Here is a 13,827-nt window from a genome sequence, read left to right as displayed (position 1 = left end):
CCCGCCGACGGTCTCGATGGTCGAGCCCGGCGTCTTCGTCAAGGGCACGCTGCCGGTGGTCGCCGCCGCCACCGACCGGGAGACCGGCATCGCAGGAGTCACCGTCCAGCAGCTCCCCCGGGCGGCACCTGGACGACGCTGTGCGTGCCCACCGGCGCGCCGTACTCCTGCTCCTGGAACACCCGTGAGCGGGCCGACGGGCAGTACTCGCTGCGCGCCGTCGCGGCCGACAAGGCCGGCTACCAGGCCACCTCCGCCCCCGTGCGTACGACGGTGGACAACCTCGCTCCCACCGTCACCATGGTCGACCCGGGCGCCACCCTCACCGGGGTGCGGACCTTCTCGGCCGGCAACGTCGCCGACGCCACCTCCGGAGTTGCCCGGGTCGTGCTCCAGCACGCACCCACGGGCACCACGGCCTACCGAGACCTCTGCACCATGACCGCCGCACCGTGGAGCTGCAGCACGCCCACCGCCGCCCTGACCGACGGCCGCTACGACTTCCGGGCCGTGGCCACCGACAGGGCCGGCAACGAGACCGTCTCCCCCGTGGTCGCCAACCGGCTCGTCGACAACGGCCCGGCGCTGGCCGGCAGCGACGTGCAGGCACAGAACGGCGGCGCGACCGTCGGCCGGATCGAGGCCGGGGACGCGCTTATCTACACGTTCAACCGCCAGGTCAACCTCTCCAGCATCGTCGCCGGCTGGGACGGAAGCCCCCGCAGCGTGCAGGTGAAGTTCAGCTCCGGATTCATCACCAACGACTCCCTCGAGGTCACCGGCACCAACCTCGGCAGCGTCAACCTCAGGTGGAACTACGTCAACTCCGGGTTCTCCCTGGCCTCGACCATGCGGGCCTCCACGGAGACGGGCCCCGACGGGAGGCCGCGCACCGTGGTGACCATCGTGCTCGACGAGAGCCCCTCGTTCCTCCAGACGCGGGTGGCGAGCAACGAGGGCACCATGGTGTGGTCCCCCACCCGCACGGTGACCGACCTGCTGGGCCGACCGTCGGCGACCACCTCGGTCGAGGAGTCCGGGCCTGCGGACAAGGAGTTCTGATGCGGCGCCCCCGCACCCGGGCCTCCGGCGCCGCCTCGCTGGCGTGCCTGCTCATCGCCCTCCTGCTCCTGACACGCGCGCTCGACGCACCGAGCACCACCTACGAGATGCTGGAGGCGGTGCTCGGCGGGATCTCGGTCCTCACCGCGGCCAAGATGGGGCTGCACAACTGCTTCGAGTCCCACCTGGGCGCGGTCCTGGTGGCTGCGGGCGCGGTGCTGGGCACCCTGCTCCACCTCACCCTGGGTCTGCCCGGCGGCACCGGGAGCGGCTCGCTGACGGCCGGCTCCCTGGCGCTGCTGCTCCTGGGCTGCGCGATCCCCGCCCTGCTGGCTCAAGACGCACGAGCCCGCCGCGTGATCAAGACCACGGCAAGGCCGCCGTATGCTCTGTGACCGTGCCCACTCACGTCCTGGTCGTCGAGGACGACGACAAGATCGCCGCTCCCCTGGTCCGCACCCTCGAACGTGAGGGCTATGTGGTGGAGCGGGTGGCCCAAGGGCTCCTGGCGCTGGAGCGACTCGGCCACGGCGGGGTGGACCTGCTGCTGCTGGACCTCGGACTTCCCGACCTGGACGGGCTCGACGTCTGCCGCCGGGCCCGCGAGGCCGGCTATCGCGGCGGCATCATCATCCTGACCGCCCGGGACGGAGAGCTCGACCGGGTCGTGGGCCTCGACGTCGGCGCCGACGACTACCTCGCCAAGCCGTTCGCGCTGGCCGAGCTGCTGGCGCGGGCCCGGGCGCTGCTGCGCCGCAGCACCGCGCTGGCCGAGACCGCCCCGGCCGCCGGCCCCGCGGCCCCGGCACTCACGCGCGACGGCCTGCGGATCGACGTACAGGCGCGGCGCATCTGGATCGGCGACGTCGAGCTGGCGGCCACCTCGAAGGAGTTCGACGTGCTGGCGCTGCTGGACACCACACGCGGCGCCGTGGTCACCCGCGAGCAGCTGATCAGCGACGTGTGGGACGAGAACTGGTACGGGTCGACGAAGATGCTCGACGCCACCGTGGGCCGGCTGCGGCAGAAGCTCGAGGACGCCGGAGCACCGGCGCAGGTGACCACGGTCCGCGGCGTCGGCTTCCGGCTGGAGGACAGCGCCGGTGCGTGACCGCCTGGTGGCCAGCCTGGTGGGGATGACCATCGCGATGATCGCCCTCTACGGGATCCCCCGGGCCTACCTCCTGGCCGACCTGGTGAGCAGCGACGAACGTCGTGACGTCTCCAGCTCCGTCGCCCTGCTGGCGCTGCTGCTCCAGGAGCGCACCGAGAACGCGACGCCGGTGGACCCGGCGTACCTGGGCAGCCTGGTCACCGGCGGTGACACCGTCTCGTACGTCGACGCCGACGGCAGCACCGTGGCCTCCGGACCACCCGTGGACCCCGAGCGGGACGTCGTGGAGACCCGCGCCGTGCCCGGCGGGGGGTCCGTGACCCTGTCCCGCTCGGGGAACGTCGTCGACCAGCGCATCTCCGAAGCGCTGGTGCCGCTCATCCTGATCGGGCTGAGCCTCACCGCGGTCGCCGCGCTGACCGGGTTCCTGCTGGCCCGCTGGCTCTCCCGGCCGTTCCGCGAGCTGGCGGACGCGGCCGACCACCTGGGGCGCGGGCGCTTCGACATCCACTTCCCGCACTACTCGATCCCCGAGGCCGAGGCCATCGGCACCGCACTGCGCAGCAGCTCCACCCAGCTCGACGACCTGATCCGGCGCGAGCGCGAGTTCGCCGCCAACGCCTCCCACCAGCTGCGTACCCCCATCACCGCGCTGCGTCTGGAGCTGGAGGACCTGGCGCTGTGGCCCGAGACCCCGCCGCAGGTGGCCAAGGAGCTGGAGAGCTACCTCCCCGAGCTGGACCGGTTGAGCAGCGCGATCAACGAGCTGCTCGGACTGGCCCGGGGTCGACGCCTCGGCGACGCGGTCGACGTCGACCTGTCGGCCCTGGTCGCCGACGTGGTGTCGCGTTGGCGGCCCCAGGTCGAGGCGGCCGGTCTGCAGATCGTGCACGTGGACAGCGGCCCCGTTCGGGCCCGGGTGGTGCCGGGCCCGGTGCTGCAGATCCTCGACGTGCTGATCGAGAACGCCTCCGCCTACGGCACCAGCCCGATCCAGGTCGAGGCTCGTGACGAGGAGAGGTTCGTCGAGATCCGGGTCAGCGACGACGGGATCAGGACGATCGGCGACGAGGTGTTCCAGCGGGGCATCAGCAGCAAGGACGGCGGCCAGGGCGGGCTGGGGCTGACCATCGCCTCGGACCTGGCGACCTCCATGGGCGGGTACCTCAAGCTCGCCGAGGGCGAGCACACGACGTTCGTGCTGATGCTCCCCGGTCCCGGGGACTGACCTTAGACTCCGGCGCATGCATGGCTACCACCACGAGGACCTCGCCGCCGACGAGCAGGCCGGACAGCTGGCCCTCTACTCGCCCTTCACCCAGAGCGTGCGGGAGCTGGTCGACGCCACCCTGCGCACCACGGTCGGCGACGAGGAGATCCGGCGCGCGCAGGCCGAGATCGAGGCGATCACCGCCCGGCTGAGGAACAGCCAGATCGAGGGCTCGTTCGGCGTCCGCTACTCCTCCGACGGCAGCACCCGCCCGTGGGGCAACGCCGTGGTGGGCGTGCGCAACCCCATCGCTCCCCCGCTCGACTTCGTCCGCGACCCCGCCGGTCGGGCCACCGCCCACTTCCGGCTCGGCGCCGCCTACGAGGGGCCCCCGGGGCTGACCCACGGCGGCGTCAGCGCCCTGATCCTCGACCAGGCCCTCGGCGAGGCCTGCGGTGCGGGCGGCAGGCCCGGGATGACCGGCGGACTCACCATCCGCTACCTGCGCCCCGCGCCGCTGGGCGACCTGACCTGCGAGGGCTGGATCGACCGCACCGAGGGCTACAAGACCTACGCCAAGGGCACCATCAGCGACTCCGGCGGCCCCTGCGTCGAGGCCGAGGGCATCTTCATCGTGCCCAAGTGGGCGCGCGAGCTGTTCGACAGCCAGGAGCGGCCCGACCGCTTTGAGTGAGCCGGTGGCTCCACGGCCGGGCCGGCCGCGAAGGTGGCGGTTTCACCGGGTACCTGGTGAAGCTGACGGTTATTGATGTTTGCAACGCTCAAGAACTGAGGGTTTCCCCGGGGACCCGGGGAAACCGCAGCTGGGTCGACCGGCGTTCCCGGGAGAGTACGCCGTACCCGAAGGCCGGGCGGTGGGGATGCGGTGGGAATGCGGTGGGGGTGCAATGTCGCCCGGGATTGCGCAGACTGGTCCAGTCCGGTCCGCTCCCCGACTGCCAAGGAATCTCACGTGAGCCACTCCTACCGTCATGTCGGCGCACTCGTCGCGCTGCTCCTCCCCGCCGGCCTGCTGGCCGCCGTACCCGCCGGCAACGCCGCTCCGGCGCCGACCAGCTCCACGGTCGCCGCGGAACCCCGGGTGACCCTGGCTGAGGCGAGCGCCCGCGCCGCCGTACGTCAGGTCCGGGTCCAGGTGCTGCCGCCCATCGCCCAGAACGGTCGGGCGAAGGCGCCCGCCGACCGGGCGGCGGCGGTGCTGCAGGTCCGGGTGAAGCCGGGCCGGGCCCGCACCAAGGTGCGCATCCAGGCACGGACCCCGAGCGGGTGGAAGGCGGTCCGCACGGTCCGCACCAAGGCCGGGGGCGTCGCCGAGGTGCAGCTCAAGGCCCGGCGCAACGGCCTGCCCGCCGCCTACCGCGCCAAGGTGGGCCCGAAGACCAGCAACGTCGGAGACCTCGCCACCTGGGGGGATCCGGTCTTCTCCGACGAGTTCAAGGGCTCCCGGCTGCCGGGTGACTGGCACCACCGGGGGCGCGCCTACAGCCCGGAGTCGCTGCGGGCGTGCTCGAAGGGCGCCCCCAAGGCAGCCCGGGTCGTCAAGGGCGCGCTGCGGCTCTCGGTGCTCCGCGACCGCTCGCGCTCAGGCAAGTGCCTGGCGCTGCGCAAGGGCAAGCGCGAGGGGCCGTTCGCCTACCGGCTCAACGGGCACGTCTCCACCGAGAACTCCTTCGCGTTCACGTACGGCGTCGCCGCCGCGCGCATCAAGTTCCAGCGCCGGGCCGGTCAGCACGCGAGCTTCTGGATGCAGCCCGTCTCCAGCGTCAAGGGCGGCCGGGGACCGCGCTACACCGGCGCGGAGATCGACGTCGTGGAGTGGTTCGGCAGCGGCAAGGCCAGTGGCGGGATCACCTCCTTCACCTACCACAACACCCCCGGCGGCAAGCGGATCAAGACCGGCGGGCACATCCGGAACGTCAACCGGTTCCTGGCCGGCCGGAACGACTCCTGGTTCAAGCGCTACCACGTGTTCAGCGTGGAGTGGACCCCGAAGGAGTACGTCTTCCGGATCGACGGGCAGGAGACCTGGCGCAGCCGCCGCGGCATCAGCCACCGGCCCCAGTTCCTGATCCTGTCGTTGCTGTCCTCGGACTACGAGATCGCGATGGCCGGCGACCGGGGGCTCGGCACCCAGCACACGCTGGTCGACTGGGTCCGGGTCTGGCAGGAGCAGGACTGACCCTGCGGCGGGCAGTCCCGCGCGGACTGCCCGCCTCAGCGGGTGTGGACGCCGCGCTCGCCGGCGTCGGTGAGGCGGGCCTCCTCGGCGGCCCGGGCCTCCAGCTCGGCGCGCCGGTCCTCATCCTCGCGGCGAGCGTCGTACACGCCGGGGTCCGAGACCAGGTCCGCGGCGCCGCGCTCCAGCCGGGAGAGGGCGGCGCGGGCGAAGATCTGCTGCTCGGTGGTGGTGCGCTCGGACCGTCCGCGGCCCAGGAACGACACCGCCCAGTGCATCAGCGCGGTGAGCCGGTTCTTGAAGCCGGTCATGTAGAAGAGGTGGACGAAGAGCCACATCAGCCAGGCGATCACGCCGGTCAGCCGGAGCCTGCCGACCATCGCCACCGCGTTGAACCGGCTGATGATCGCCATCGAGCCCTTGTCGAAGTACTTGAAGGGGCCCTGCGGGGCCTTGCCCTTGATCCGCCCGTCGATCTCCTTGGCGGCGTACTTGGCGCCCTGGATCGCCACCTGCGCAACACCCGGGAGGTTGTCCAGCGAGATCATGTCGCCCACCACGAAAACCTCGGGGTGGCCGGGCAGGGTGAGGTCGGGGTTGACCGAGATCCGGCCCGCGCGGTCCAGCGCGGCGCCCGTCTGCTCGGCCAGCGTGCGCCCCAGCGGGGAGGCCTGGACACCGGCGGCCCAGATCTTGGTGACGGCCTCGATACGCTCGGTGCGGCCGTCCTTGTACTTCAGCTCCAGGCCGCGCTCGTCGACGTCGGTCACCATCGCGCCGAGCATCACCTCGACGCCGAGCCTCTCCAGCTCGCGCTTGGTGTTGTCGCCCAGCTTGGCGCCGAAGGGCGGGAGCACCTGCGGGGCGGCGTCGACCAGGATCACCCGGGCGTGGCGGGTGTTGATCGCGCGGAAGTCCCGACGCAGGGTGCGGTGGGCGAGCTCGGCGATCTGGCCGGCCATCTCGACCCCGGTGGGACCGGCGCCGACCACCACGAAGTTGAGCAGGTGCTCGACGTCCTCGCCGCGGCTGGCGCCGAGCTCGGCGAGCTCGAAGGCGCCGAAGATCCGGCCGCGCAGCTCCAGGGCGTCGTCGATGCTCTTCATGCCGGGGGCGTGCTCGGCGAACTGGTCGTTGCCGAAGTAGGACTGCGCCGCCCCGGCGGCCACGATCAGCGAGTCGTACGGCGTCTGGGTGGGGCGACCGAGCACCTGGGAGGTGACCGTGCGGGCCTCCAGGTCGATGTCGGTGACCTCGCCCAGCAGCACCCGGGCGTTGTCCTGGCCGGCGAGCACCTCACGCGTGGGGGGAGCGATCTCTCCCTCGGACAGGATCCCCGTGGCCACCTGGTAGAGCAGCGGCTGGAAGAGGTGATGGGTGGTCTTGGCGACCACGGTGACGTCGACGTCGGAGCGTCGTAGCGCCTTGGTGCCGAAGAGCCCGCCGAAGCCGGAGCCCACGACGACGACTCGGTGCCGCTCGGGTTGTCCTGCGGTCTGGGCGGTCATGGTGGTCCCCTTCGGCAAGTGACATGATCCCGGAAGTCCATTGTCCGCCGCTGTCCAGGGGAAGCCCAAATATGGGACGCGTTCCCTGCCTCACATCCTAAATCCGTTCAAATCTCAAACAATTCCTGCATTGGTGTTTGTGTCTTGGAGGACGCGGGTAGTGATGGCGTGCTTGGCTGGACACACACTGCACCCATCGAGGACCCCCCTTGCCCCTCAACAAACCAGCGTTGCCGCTGGACTCCGCACCCAGTGCCGTCGCCGACGCGCGACGCTGGGTCTCGGGTCTATGCCGCGAACTGGGGCGCGAGGACCTCTTGGACTGTGCCGAGCTGGGGGTCTCCGAGCTGGTCACCAACGCGATCCTGCACGGTGAGGCCCCGATCAGCGTCCGGGTCCGTGGCACCCGCGACCACCCGCGCATCGAGGTCTCCGACGGCTCCTCACGTCCTCCGGTGATGCCCGACCCCGCGAGCGGCGACGAGGAGGACATCGAGAACTTCCTCACCACCTTCGGGCGCGGGCTCTCCATGGTGTCCATGGCCGCCAACGCGTGGGGCGCCTCGATCGAGCGGAACGGCAAGGTCGTCTGGTTCGAGCCGGCGAGCACCCTCCAGGAGGGCGGCGAGCGCGAGGGCGTCATCGACGGGCTGCACGACGACGTCGAGTGGTACCCGATGGACGACGCCGTCTCCGTCGAGCTGCTCAACGTCGACCTCAAGCTCCTGCTCGGCGTGCTCAACCAGTACAACAACCTCCGGCGCGAGCTGCGGCTGCTCGCCCTCGCCCACGAGTCCGACTATCCGCTGGCGCGGGACCTGTCCCGGATGTTCGCCACCTTCGAGCGGCAGTTCCCGCCCGCCATGCTCGACAAGGTGGGCGCCAGCCTGCGCCGGGGTGGGAAGCGGGCGAACCTGGTCTTCCAGGCCTCCCCCAGTCGGCGTCCATCTTCACCACCATGCTGGAGATGTTCGACCTCGCCGACGCCTTCTGCCGGGCCCAGCGGCTGCTGTCGCTGGCCCGCAACGCCGAGCAGCGTCGGCTCCAGCAGTGGCTGCTCAACGAGTTCATCAACCAGACGGCGGGACAGCCGCCGACCCCGTGGACGACCGCACAGACGACCGTCGCCGCCAACAGCCACGTGTCGTGAGCTCGGCCGGCTCCGCCGGACCGAGCCTGCTGGGATGGGTCGCGCTCGGTGGCGCCGCCGGCGGTCTGCTGCGGTGGCTGCTCGGCGAGCTGGTCCCCGACGGGCCGGGGTTCGCCCTCACCACCTGGTGCCTCAACGTCCTGGGCTCCTTCGCCCTGGCCCTGCTGCCCCTGACCTTGCTGACCGCCACCGCCCGCCGCGGGCGGCGGCTGCGGCCCCAGCTCGCGGCCCTGCTGGGACCCGGACTGCTGGGCGGCTTCACCACGCTGTCGGCGTACTCGCTGACCACGCGTGACCTGCTCGCCCAGGGGCGCCCGCTGCTGGCGGCGGCGTACTCGCTGGGCACCCTGGTCGCGGCCCTGGCCGGGGTGGCGATCGCGCGCCGCTGGGAGTCCCGAGCCCACGTCCCGGCGCCGGCGGGCCGGGCATGACGGCACTGCTGGTGGCGTTGGGCGCCGGGCTTGGCGCCAGCGTGCGCTACAGCGTGGCCCGGCGGCTGGACCGGGGGTGGCCGCTCGGGACGCTGCTGGTCAACGTGGCCGGCTCCACGCTGGTGGGGCTCTTCGCCGGGCTCGCGGTCGGCGATCGGCCCTGGGCCCTGCTGGGGGTCGGCGTGTGCGGCGGGCTCACGACGTACTCCGGGTTCGCGGTGCTGGCCCACAACCTGGGCTGGCGCCGCGGTACGGCGTACGCCGCGGCCACCGTGGCCCTGGCCCTGGCCGGTTGTGCCCTGGGGTACGCCGTCGCGACCTGAGGCCCGGCGCGCGGCCGCCCGCTGCTCGCGGGCGCTCAGGCGTAGCCGAGCTCGTGGAGCCGGGTGTCGTCGATGCCGAAGTGGTGGGCGATCTCGTGGACCACGGTGATGCGCACCTCCTCGACCAGCTCCTCGCGGTCCGCGCACATGTCGAGCAGCGGGCCCCGGAACAGCAGGATGCGGTCGGGCAGCTCGGCGCTGTGGTTGGCGGGCCTCTCGGTGAGCGCCAGGCCCTCGTAGTAGCCCAGCAGGTCGGGGTCGTCGGCCGGCGGCTCGTCCTCGACGAGCACCACCACGTTGTCGACCAGCCGGGCCAGCTCCTCGGGGATCTCGTCGAGAGCCCGCTCGACCAGCGAGTCGAACTCCACCGCAGTCATCTCCAGAGCCACGGGGTCAGCCTAGGCAAGGATCCCAACCCGGGCGGGACGCCCCGCGCTCGCACGTGCTGAGGGCTCTGGGCGAAAGCGACTCGGTCGAAATGGACTCGGGCGAAATGACAAGAGACGCTCCGGATAGATCCGGAGCGTCTCTGTGCTGGCGACCCTGACGAGACTCGAACTCGCGACCTCCGCCGTGACAGGGCGGCGCGCTAACCAACTGCGCTACAGGGCCAAGTTTTTACTTGGTGAAGCGGGTGGAACTCTAACCCATGCTCGTCCCGGACTCACAATCGACCGGTTCCGAGCGGTGGTGCCGTACCCCCAACGGGATTCGAACCCGTGCTACCGCCGTGAAAGGGCGACGTCCTAGGCCGCTAGACGATGGGGGCCCGCTCGCCGGGAGCAGCCGGAGCCGCGCACGAAGAGCGAGCCCAGCATAAGGGGTCGCGGCGACTGCGGGCACCACGACCCGATCGCAGCAGAGGATGCACGATGCTGTGCCATTGCCTATACTGTGTGTCACACACTATGGTGTGAAACATGCCGAAGAAGCCCGATCCTGACGACGTACTGCGCACGCACGTCCAGGAGCTCCGTCGCGGGACGGTGGTGGTGGCGAGCCTGATGGCGCTGCGCACCCCGGGCTACGGCTACGGGCTGCTGGAGTCGCTGGCCACCCACGGCCTCCACGTGGACGCCAACACGCTCTACCCGTTGCTGCGCCGCCTCGAGGACCAGGGGCTGCTCACCAGCGAGTGGAACACCGAGGACGCGCGACCGCGCAAGGTCTACCGCACCAGCGCCGAGGGCGAACGGATCCTCGCCCTGCTCCTCGCGGAGCTCGACGCCGTCCAGATCTCGATCACCAGTCTGTCCGCCGCGTCGGCGGGCCCCGGAGAGGGAGAAGCACGATGACCACGCGCAGCACGCCCACCACCACGCTCACGGACCGGTACGTCCACGCCGCCACCCGCGCGCTGCCCGAGGACCGGCGCGACGACATCGGCGAGGAGCTGCACAGCACCGTCGACGACATGGTCCAGGCTCGGGTCCGCGAGGGATCGCCCGACCCGGAGCGCGAGGCGCTGGTCGAGCTCGGCGACCCACGGCGTCTGGCCGCGCGCTACACCGACGAGCGGCTCATGCTCATCGGCCCGACGTACTACCTGCTGTGGAAGCGCGTCCTGACCCAGCTGCTGACCTGGGTGCCCCTGGCGCTCGGCGTGCTGGCCGGAGTCAGGGCGGCGCTCGAGGATGACGCCACCGTCGGCACGGTGGTCGTCGAGGGCCTCGGGTCGGCTGCCGCGACCGCCATCCAGATCGCCTTCTGGGTCACTGCGGTCTTCGCCGTGCTCGATCGGACGGGCGCCGGCGACGAGGTCCCGGAGTGGACACCGGAGGACCTGGCCGAGCTCCCCACCGGGCGGGCAGGCTCGATCAGCGACAGCGTGGCCTCGATCGGGTTCCACGTCGTGGTGGGGGCCGTCCTGGTGCTCCAGCACTTCCGCTCCCTGTTGCCTGACTGGGCCCACGGGCCCGACGGACGAGACCTGCCCGTCCTGGACCCCGAGCTCTGGACCCCTTGGATCGTGTTCCTGCTGGTCGCCCTGGCCGCCGGCATCGGTGTCGAGCTGTGGAAGGTGCGCGCCGGCTGGACGTGGCCGGTGACGGCGGGGGTTGCGGTGACCTCGCTGGCCTTCGCGGCCCCGGTGGTGTGGCTCTGCGCACAGGACCGGCTGCTCAACCCCGAGTTCGTCCGCGCCGTCTCGCTGACCGGCGACCAGTTGGGCGCCTTGAACCAGGCGATCATCGTGGGTGCCGTCGTGGTGGCCGCCTGGGAGATCGGCGAGGCCGGGTGGCGCACCGCGACCGGCCGACGCGCCTGGTGCTGACGACACGGGCTGGTCGTTTTCGGCCGACCAGACCTGCTGATGTAGGGTTTCCCCCGCTTGGGCAGGTAGCTCAGTTGGTACGAGCGTCCGCCTGAAAAGTGGAAGGTCGGCGGTTCGACCCCGCCCCTGCCCACAAGCGCAGAACCCCGCCTGACACGTCCCGTCAGGCGGGGTTCGTGGCGTCCGGACGTGCCACAGTGCGAGGCGTGATCGCTCGCCTGCCTCTCCCCCGTCCCCTCGCGGTGCTCCCGCTGATGCTGGCTCTGCTCCTCGGGCTGCTCCTCGGCCTGCTCCTCGGGCTGCCCCTGGGGCCGCCGGTCGGCGCCGCACCGGCCCACGGCGCCACCGTGAGCCGGGCCGCCCGGCCGGCCGCCGGGGTGCTGCTGCCGCCCACCGACGCGGCCTGGGACTACCAGATCGGCGGGGCCCGGCCGGTCCCCGACCCGGCCCAGGTCGTGGTCCGGGACCGCCGGGAACCGGCCGCCGGGGCCTACCCGGTCTGCTACGTCAACGGGTTCCAGACCCAGCCCGACGAGCGCGCCTTCTGGGCACGTCGCCCCGCCCTGGTGCTGCGCGACGGCCGGGGTCGCCCGGTCCTGGACTCCGCGTGGGGCGAGCAGCTCCTCGACCTACGCACCCCCGCCAAGCGTCAGCGGCTCGCCCGCGTGGTCGACCGGTGGCTGGGCAGGTGCGCCCAGGACGGCTTCGTGGGCGCGGAGCTCGACAACCTCGACTCCTGGACCCGGTCCCACGGGCTGGTGAAGCGGCACCACGCCACGGCGTACGCCCGCCTCCTGACTGCCGCCGCGCACCGGCACGGGCTGGCCGTGGCCCAGAAGAACGCCTCCACCCTGCTTCAGCAACGACTCGGGTTCGACTTCGCCGTGGTGGAGGAGTGCGCGCGGTGGGACGAGTGCCGGAGGTTCGCGGACGTCTTCGGCGGCCGGGTCTTCGTCGTGGAGTACCGCACGAGCGACTGGGAGCGGGCCTGCCACCAGGTCGGCGACCGGGTCTCGGTGCTGCTGCGCGACCGGGACGTGACGCCGGAGGGTCCGTTCCGCACCTGCTGAGCGGCGTACCCGGGTGGGCGCTGCCGCCGGGTGCGCGTGGGGGGCCACAATGGCGCCATGCTTCCCCCGCTCGAGGTCGTGGCTCGACTGCGCCCGCTGGACCTGGTGTCCCCCGGCACCGGCACGGACCACGTCACCTCCGGGACCTCGACCCTCTTCGCCGCGCCCCGACCCGCGCCGTACGCCGCGGTGGTCGCCGAGCTGCGGCACGTCGACCACCGCGCGGGTCGGGTGGTGGTCGGCTTCGGCAGTGGCGCCACCAAGCTCGTCGCCTGGTACACCCCCGACACCGGCGACGTCGGGCTCGACGTCACCGACGCCGCGATCCGCACCACCACGCACCGCAGCCGCCGGCACGGGCGCGTGGCCTGGCGGCCCGACAAGCTGGCGCTGACCCTCACCGGCACCCACGTCAGCGCCTTCTGCCACGAGGACGACCGCTGGGTGCTGCGGGCGCGGGTCGACGTGGAGCACCTGATCGACACCCACGACGAGCACTGGCTCTCCAGCCTGAAGGCGGGTCACCGCTCCGAGAGCGGGCTGGTGCGCCGGGTGCACGCCGGCGCGTTCGGGCAGCTGGGCCTGCGCGACATCCGCCTGGTGACCGAGGCGGACGGGACACCGTGCCGCGACGGGTCGGCGTACTGGCTGACCGCGACCTCGGCCGGGCCGGGCTTCTTCGACACCGCCCACGCCAGCGTGTGGCGCTTCGACCCGGACCGCCGTACACCCGGGCTGGACTCCCTGCAGCACACCGGCGACCTCTACTTCCGCCGCCCCGACCGGCCCGGGGTGTACGGCGACCACGCGCTGCACCTGGTCCGCGAGGCCGGGCGCTGGCTGGTCGCCACCAGCACCTGGGGCGACTTCGACCGGGAGACCAACGCCTCGGTGCGGGTCACCCTGGCCGAGAGCACCGACGACCTGCTCCACGGCGAGCACGTGCTCGACACCCGTGAGCTGCCGCTGCCCACCGACGGCTTCCGCTCCGTCGGCGTCTGGGACCCGCACCTGGTGCGCGAGGGCGAGACCTGGCACGTCGGCTACGCCAGCGCCAGCAAGTTCTTCAAGTTCCACCCCTGCGTGGCGTCGGGGCCCTCGCTGGACGCGCTGACCCTGCGCGCCGCGGACACCGATCGACGCGCCACCGAGGGAGTGACGCTGCTCCGCATCGACGGCACCCTGCGGGTGCTGGCCAGCGACGGCCGCGACAGCCCGCGCGGCACCCGGGCCCGCTTCCCGGTGCTGGACCTGGACCTCGACGAGGTCGGCGAGCTGACGGCGCCGTACCCCACCAACCTGCCCTGGCCCACCCTGCTGGAGACCGAGCATGGCTGGACGATGGTGACGTTCAACGGTGCCAGCACCGGCGGCCCCCTGGTCGGCTACGGCACCCACGGGGACGTGGTGGTGATGCGGGAGTCACGCCGGGCGACCTCGCACTAGGGTGGTGACCAGGGCCACAACACCGGAGTGGTTCGGCGAGGAGC

Annotated in this window: 16 protein-coding genes, 3 tRNA genes and 1 pseudogene; 15 read left to right on the top strand and 5 right to left on the bottom strand. The window is 72.0% G+C overall.

Annotated elements, in window-relative coordinates; genetic code table 11:
• The first annotated feature begins 144 nt into the window (after positions 1-144).
• From C0R66_RS02680 to C0R66_RS02655, 6 genes are all read left to right on the top strand, one after another.
• Complete coding sequence (locus C0R66_RS02680; protein WP_101523397.1) at positions 145-1,062, top strand: Ig-like domain-containing protein; 918 nt, start codon at positions 145-147, stop codon at positions 1,060-1,062.
• A complete protein-coding gene (locus tag C0R66_RS02675; RefSeq protein ID WP_101523396.1) occupies positions 1,062-1,457 on the top strand; it encodes a hypothetical protein in 396 nt (131 codons plus the stop codon). The genes C0R66_RS02680 and C0R66_RS02675 overlap by 1 nt, the downstream gene beginning before the upstream one ends.
• Positions 1,458-1,459: 2 nt before the next feature.
• Entirely contained in the window at positions 1,460-2,173 is a 714-nt protein-coding gene (locus tag C0R66_RS02670; protein WP_101525998.1) for a response regulator transcription factor, read from the top strand.
• Positions 2,166-3,404, top strand: coding sequence for a sensor histidine kinase (locus C0R66_RS02665; protein ID WP_101523395.1), 1,239 nt, complete (start codon positions 2,166-2,168; stop codon positions 3,402-3,404). Before C0R66_RS02670 ends, C0R66_RS02665 begins: the two co-directional genes overlap by 8 nt.
• Positions 3,405-3,420: 16 nt before the next feature.
• On the top strand, positions 3,421-4,080 hold the full coding sequence (locus tag C0R66_RS02660; protein WP_101523394.1) for a PaaI family thioesterase: 660 nt from the start codon (positions 3,421-3,423) through the stop codon (positions 4,078-4,080).
• 279 nt (positions 4,081-4,359) lie between these two features.
• Positions 4,360-5,586 (top strand): glycoside hydrolase family 16 protein, encoded by a 1,227-nt coding sequence (locus tag C0R66_RS02655; RefSeq protein WP_158647852.1) that lies wholly within the window; start codon positions 4,360-4,362, stop codon positions 5,584-5,586.
• Between the two features lie 35 nt (positions 5,587-5,621).
• On the opposite strand, the gene C0R66_RS02650 is transcribed toward C0R66_RS02655, so the two are convergent.
• Complete coding sequence (locus C0R66_RS02650) at positions 5,622-7,091, bottom strand: NAD(P)/FAD-dependent oxidoreductase (protein ID WP_101523392.1); 1,470 nt, start codon at positions 7,089-7,091, stop codon at positions 5,622-5,624.
• A gap of 209 nt (positions 7,092-7,300) precedes the next feature.
• Between C0R66_RS02650 and C0R66_RS20210 the strand changes: the two are divergent.
• Positions 7,301-7,627: pseudogene (locus tag C0R66_RS20210) on the top strand (ATP-binding protein); the annotation flags it as partial.
• On the opposite strand, the gene C0R66_RS19260 reads toward C0R66_RS20210, so the two are convergent.
• The gene (locus C0R66_RS19260) at positions 7,535-7,882 is read right to left on the bottom strand and encodes a hypothetical protein (RefSeq protein WP_101523391.1); all 348 of its coding nucleotides are present in this window, start codon (positions 7,880-7,882) and stop codon (positions 7,535-7,537) included. The pseudogene C0R66_RS20210 and the gene C0R66_RS19260 overlap by 93 nt on opposite strands.
• 167 nt (positions 7,883-8,049) lie before the next feature.
• Here C0R66_RS19260 and C0R66_RS02635 point away from each other — a divergent pair, with 167 nt between their 5' ends.
• The 3 genes from C0R66_RS02635 to C0R66_RS02625 are packed head-to-tail and all read left to right on the top strand — an operon-like array spanning position 8,050 to position 8,995.
• The gene (locus C0R66_RS02635; RefSeq protein ID WP_101523390.1) at positions 8,050-8,241 is read left to right on the top strand and encodes a hypothetical protein; all 192 of its coding nucleotides are present in this window, start codon (positions 8,050-8,052) and stop codon (positions 8,239-8,241) included.
• The gene (locus C0R66_RS02630; RefSeq protein ID WP_158647851.1) at positions 8,238-8,672 is read left to right on the top strand and encodes a CrcB family protein; all 435 of its coding nucleotides are present in this window, start codon (positions 8,238-8,240) and stop codon (positions 8,670-8,672) included. Before C0R66_RS02635 ends, C0R66_RS02630 begins: the two co-directional genes overlap by 4 nt.
• Positions 8,669-8,995, top strand: a complete 327-nt coding sequence (locus C0R66_RS02625; RefSeq protein WP_101523388.1) for a CrcB family protein — start codon at positions 8,669-8,671, stop codon at positions 8,993-8,995. The genes C0R66_RS02630 and C0R66_RS02625 overlap by 4 nt, the downstream gene beginning before the upstream one ends.
• 35 nt (positions 8,996-9,030) lie before the next feature.
• Here the strand turns inward: C0R66_RS02625 and C0R66_RS02620 are convergent, their stop codons facing one another.
• The 3 genes from C0R66_RS02620 to C0R66_RS02610 all read right to left on the bottom strand — a co-directional run bounded on the left by C0R66_RS02620 (position 9,031) and on the right by C0R66_RS02610 (position 9,764).
• On the bottom strand, positions 9,031-9,372 hold the full coding sequence (locus tag C0R66_RS02620) for a metallopeptidase family protein (protein WP_101525997.1): 342 nt from the start codon (positions 9,370-9,372) through the stop codon (positions 9,031-9,033).
• 158 nt (positions 9,373-9,530) lie between these two features.
• A tRNA-Asp gene (locus C0R66_RS02615) sits at positions 9,531-9,607 on the bottom strand.
• A gap of 84 nt (positions 9,608-9,691) precedes the next feature.
• Positions 9,692-9,764 (bottom strand) — tRNA-Glu (locus tag C0R66_RS02610).
• Between the two features lie 151 nt (positions 9,765-9,915).
• Between C0R66_RS02610 and C0R66_RS02605 the strand changes: the two genes are divergently transcribed.
• The 5 genes from C0R66_RS02605 (at position 9,916) to C0R66_RS02585 (ending at position 13,783) form a co-directional block, all read left to right on the top strand.
• Complete coding sequence (locus tag C0R66_RS02605; RefSeq protein WP_101523387.1) at positions 9,916-10,290, top strand: PadR family transcriptional regulator; 375 nt, start codon at positions 9,916-9,918, stop codon at positions 10,288-10,290.
• A complete protein-coding gene (locus C0R66_RS02600) occupies positions 10,287-11,267 on the top strand; it encodes an HAAS signaling domain-containing protein (RefSeq protein ID WP_101523386.1) in 981 nt (326 codons plus the stop codon). The genes C0R66_RS02605 and C0R66_RS02600 overlap by 4 nt, the downstream gene beginning before the upstream one ends.
• A gap of 59 nt (positions 11,268-11,326) precedes the next feature.
• Positions 11,327-11,400 (top strand) — tRNA-Phe (locus C0R66_RS02595).
• Positions 11,401-11,473: 73 nt separating this feature from the next.
• Positions 11,474-12,337 carry an endo alpha-1,4 polygalactosaminidase gene (locus tag C0R66_RS02590; RefSeq protein ID WP_158647850.1) on the top strand — a complete coding sequence of 288 codons (864 nt, stop codon included), beginning with the start codon at positions 11,474-11,476 and terminating at the stop codon, positions 12,335-12,337.
• 57 nt (positions 12,338-12,394) lie between these two features.
• Positions 12,395-13,783 (top strand): hypothetical protein, encoded by a 1,389-nt coding sequence (locus C0R66_RS02585; RefSeq protein WP_101523384.1) that lies wholly within the window; start codon positions 12,395-12,397, stop codon positions 13,781-13,783.
• Positions 13,784-13,827: the final 44 nt, after the last annotated feature.

The organism is Nocardioides houyundeii (assembly GCF_002865585.1).
GTDB lineage: Bacteria > Actinomycetota > Actinomycetes > Propionibacteriales > Nocardioidaceae > Nocardioides > Nocardioides houyundeii.
The sequence above is the reverse complement of the archived record's forward strand: the minus strand, read 5'-3'. Positions and strand labels throughout refer to the sequence as shown.

Excerpts from the sequence above, each read along its gene's own strand:
- C0R66_RS02585 (WP_101523384.1), top strand. The coding sequence starts at position 12,395 with ATGCTTCCCCCGCTCGAGGTCGTGGCTCGACTGCGCCCGCTGGACCTG.
- C0R66_RS02635 (WP_101523390.1), top strand. The coding sequence starts at position 8,050 with ATGCTGGAGATGTTCGACCTCGCCGACGCCTTCTGCCGGGCCCAGCGG.
- C0R66_RS02660 (WP_101523394.1), top strand. The coding sequence starts at position 3,421 with ATGCATGGCTACCACCACGAGGACCTCGCCGCCGACGAGCAGGCCGGA.
- C0R66_RS02620 (WP_101525997.1), bottom strand. The coding sequence starts at position 9,372 with ATGACTGCGGTGGAGTTCGACTCGCTGGTCGAGCGGGCTCTCGACGAG.
- C0R66_RS02675 (WP_101523396.1), top strand. The coding sequence starts at position 1,062 with ATGCGGCGCCCCCGCACCCGGGCCTCCGGCGCCGCCTCGCTGGCGTGC.
- C0R66_RS02600 (WP_101523386.1), top strand. The coding sequence starts at position 10,287 with ATGACCACGCGCAGCACGCCCACCACCACGCTCACGGACCGGTACGTC.
- C0R66_RS02650 (WP_101523392.1), bottom strand. The coding sequence starts at position 7,091 with ATGACCGCCCAGACCGCAGGACAACCCGAGCGGCACCGAGTCGTCGTC.
- C0R66_RS02625 (WP_101523388.1), top strand. The coding sequence starts at position 8,669 with ATGACGGCACTGCTGGTGGCGTTGGGCGCCGGGCTTGGCGCCAGCGTG.
- C0R66_RS02605 (WP_101523387.1), top strand. The coding sequence starts at position 9,916 with ATGCCGAAGAAGCCCGATCCTGACGACGTACTGCGCACGCACGTCCAG.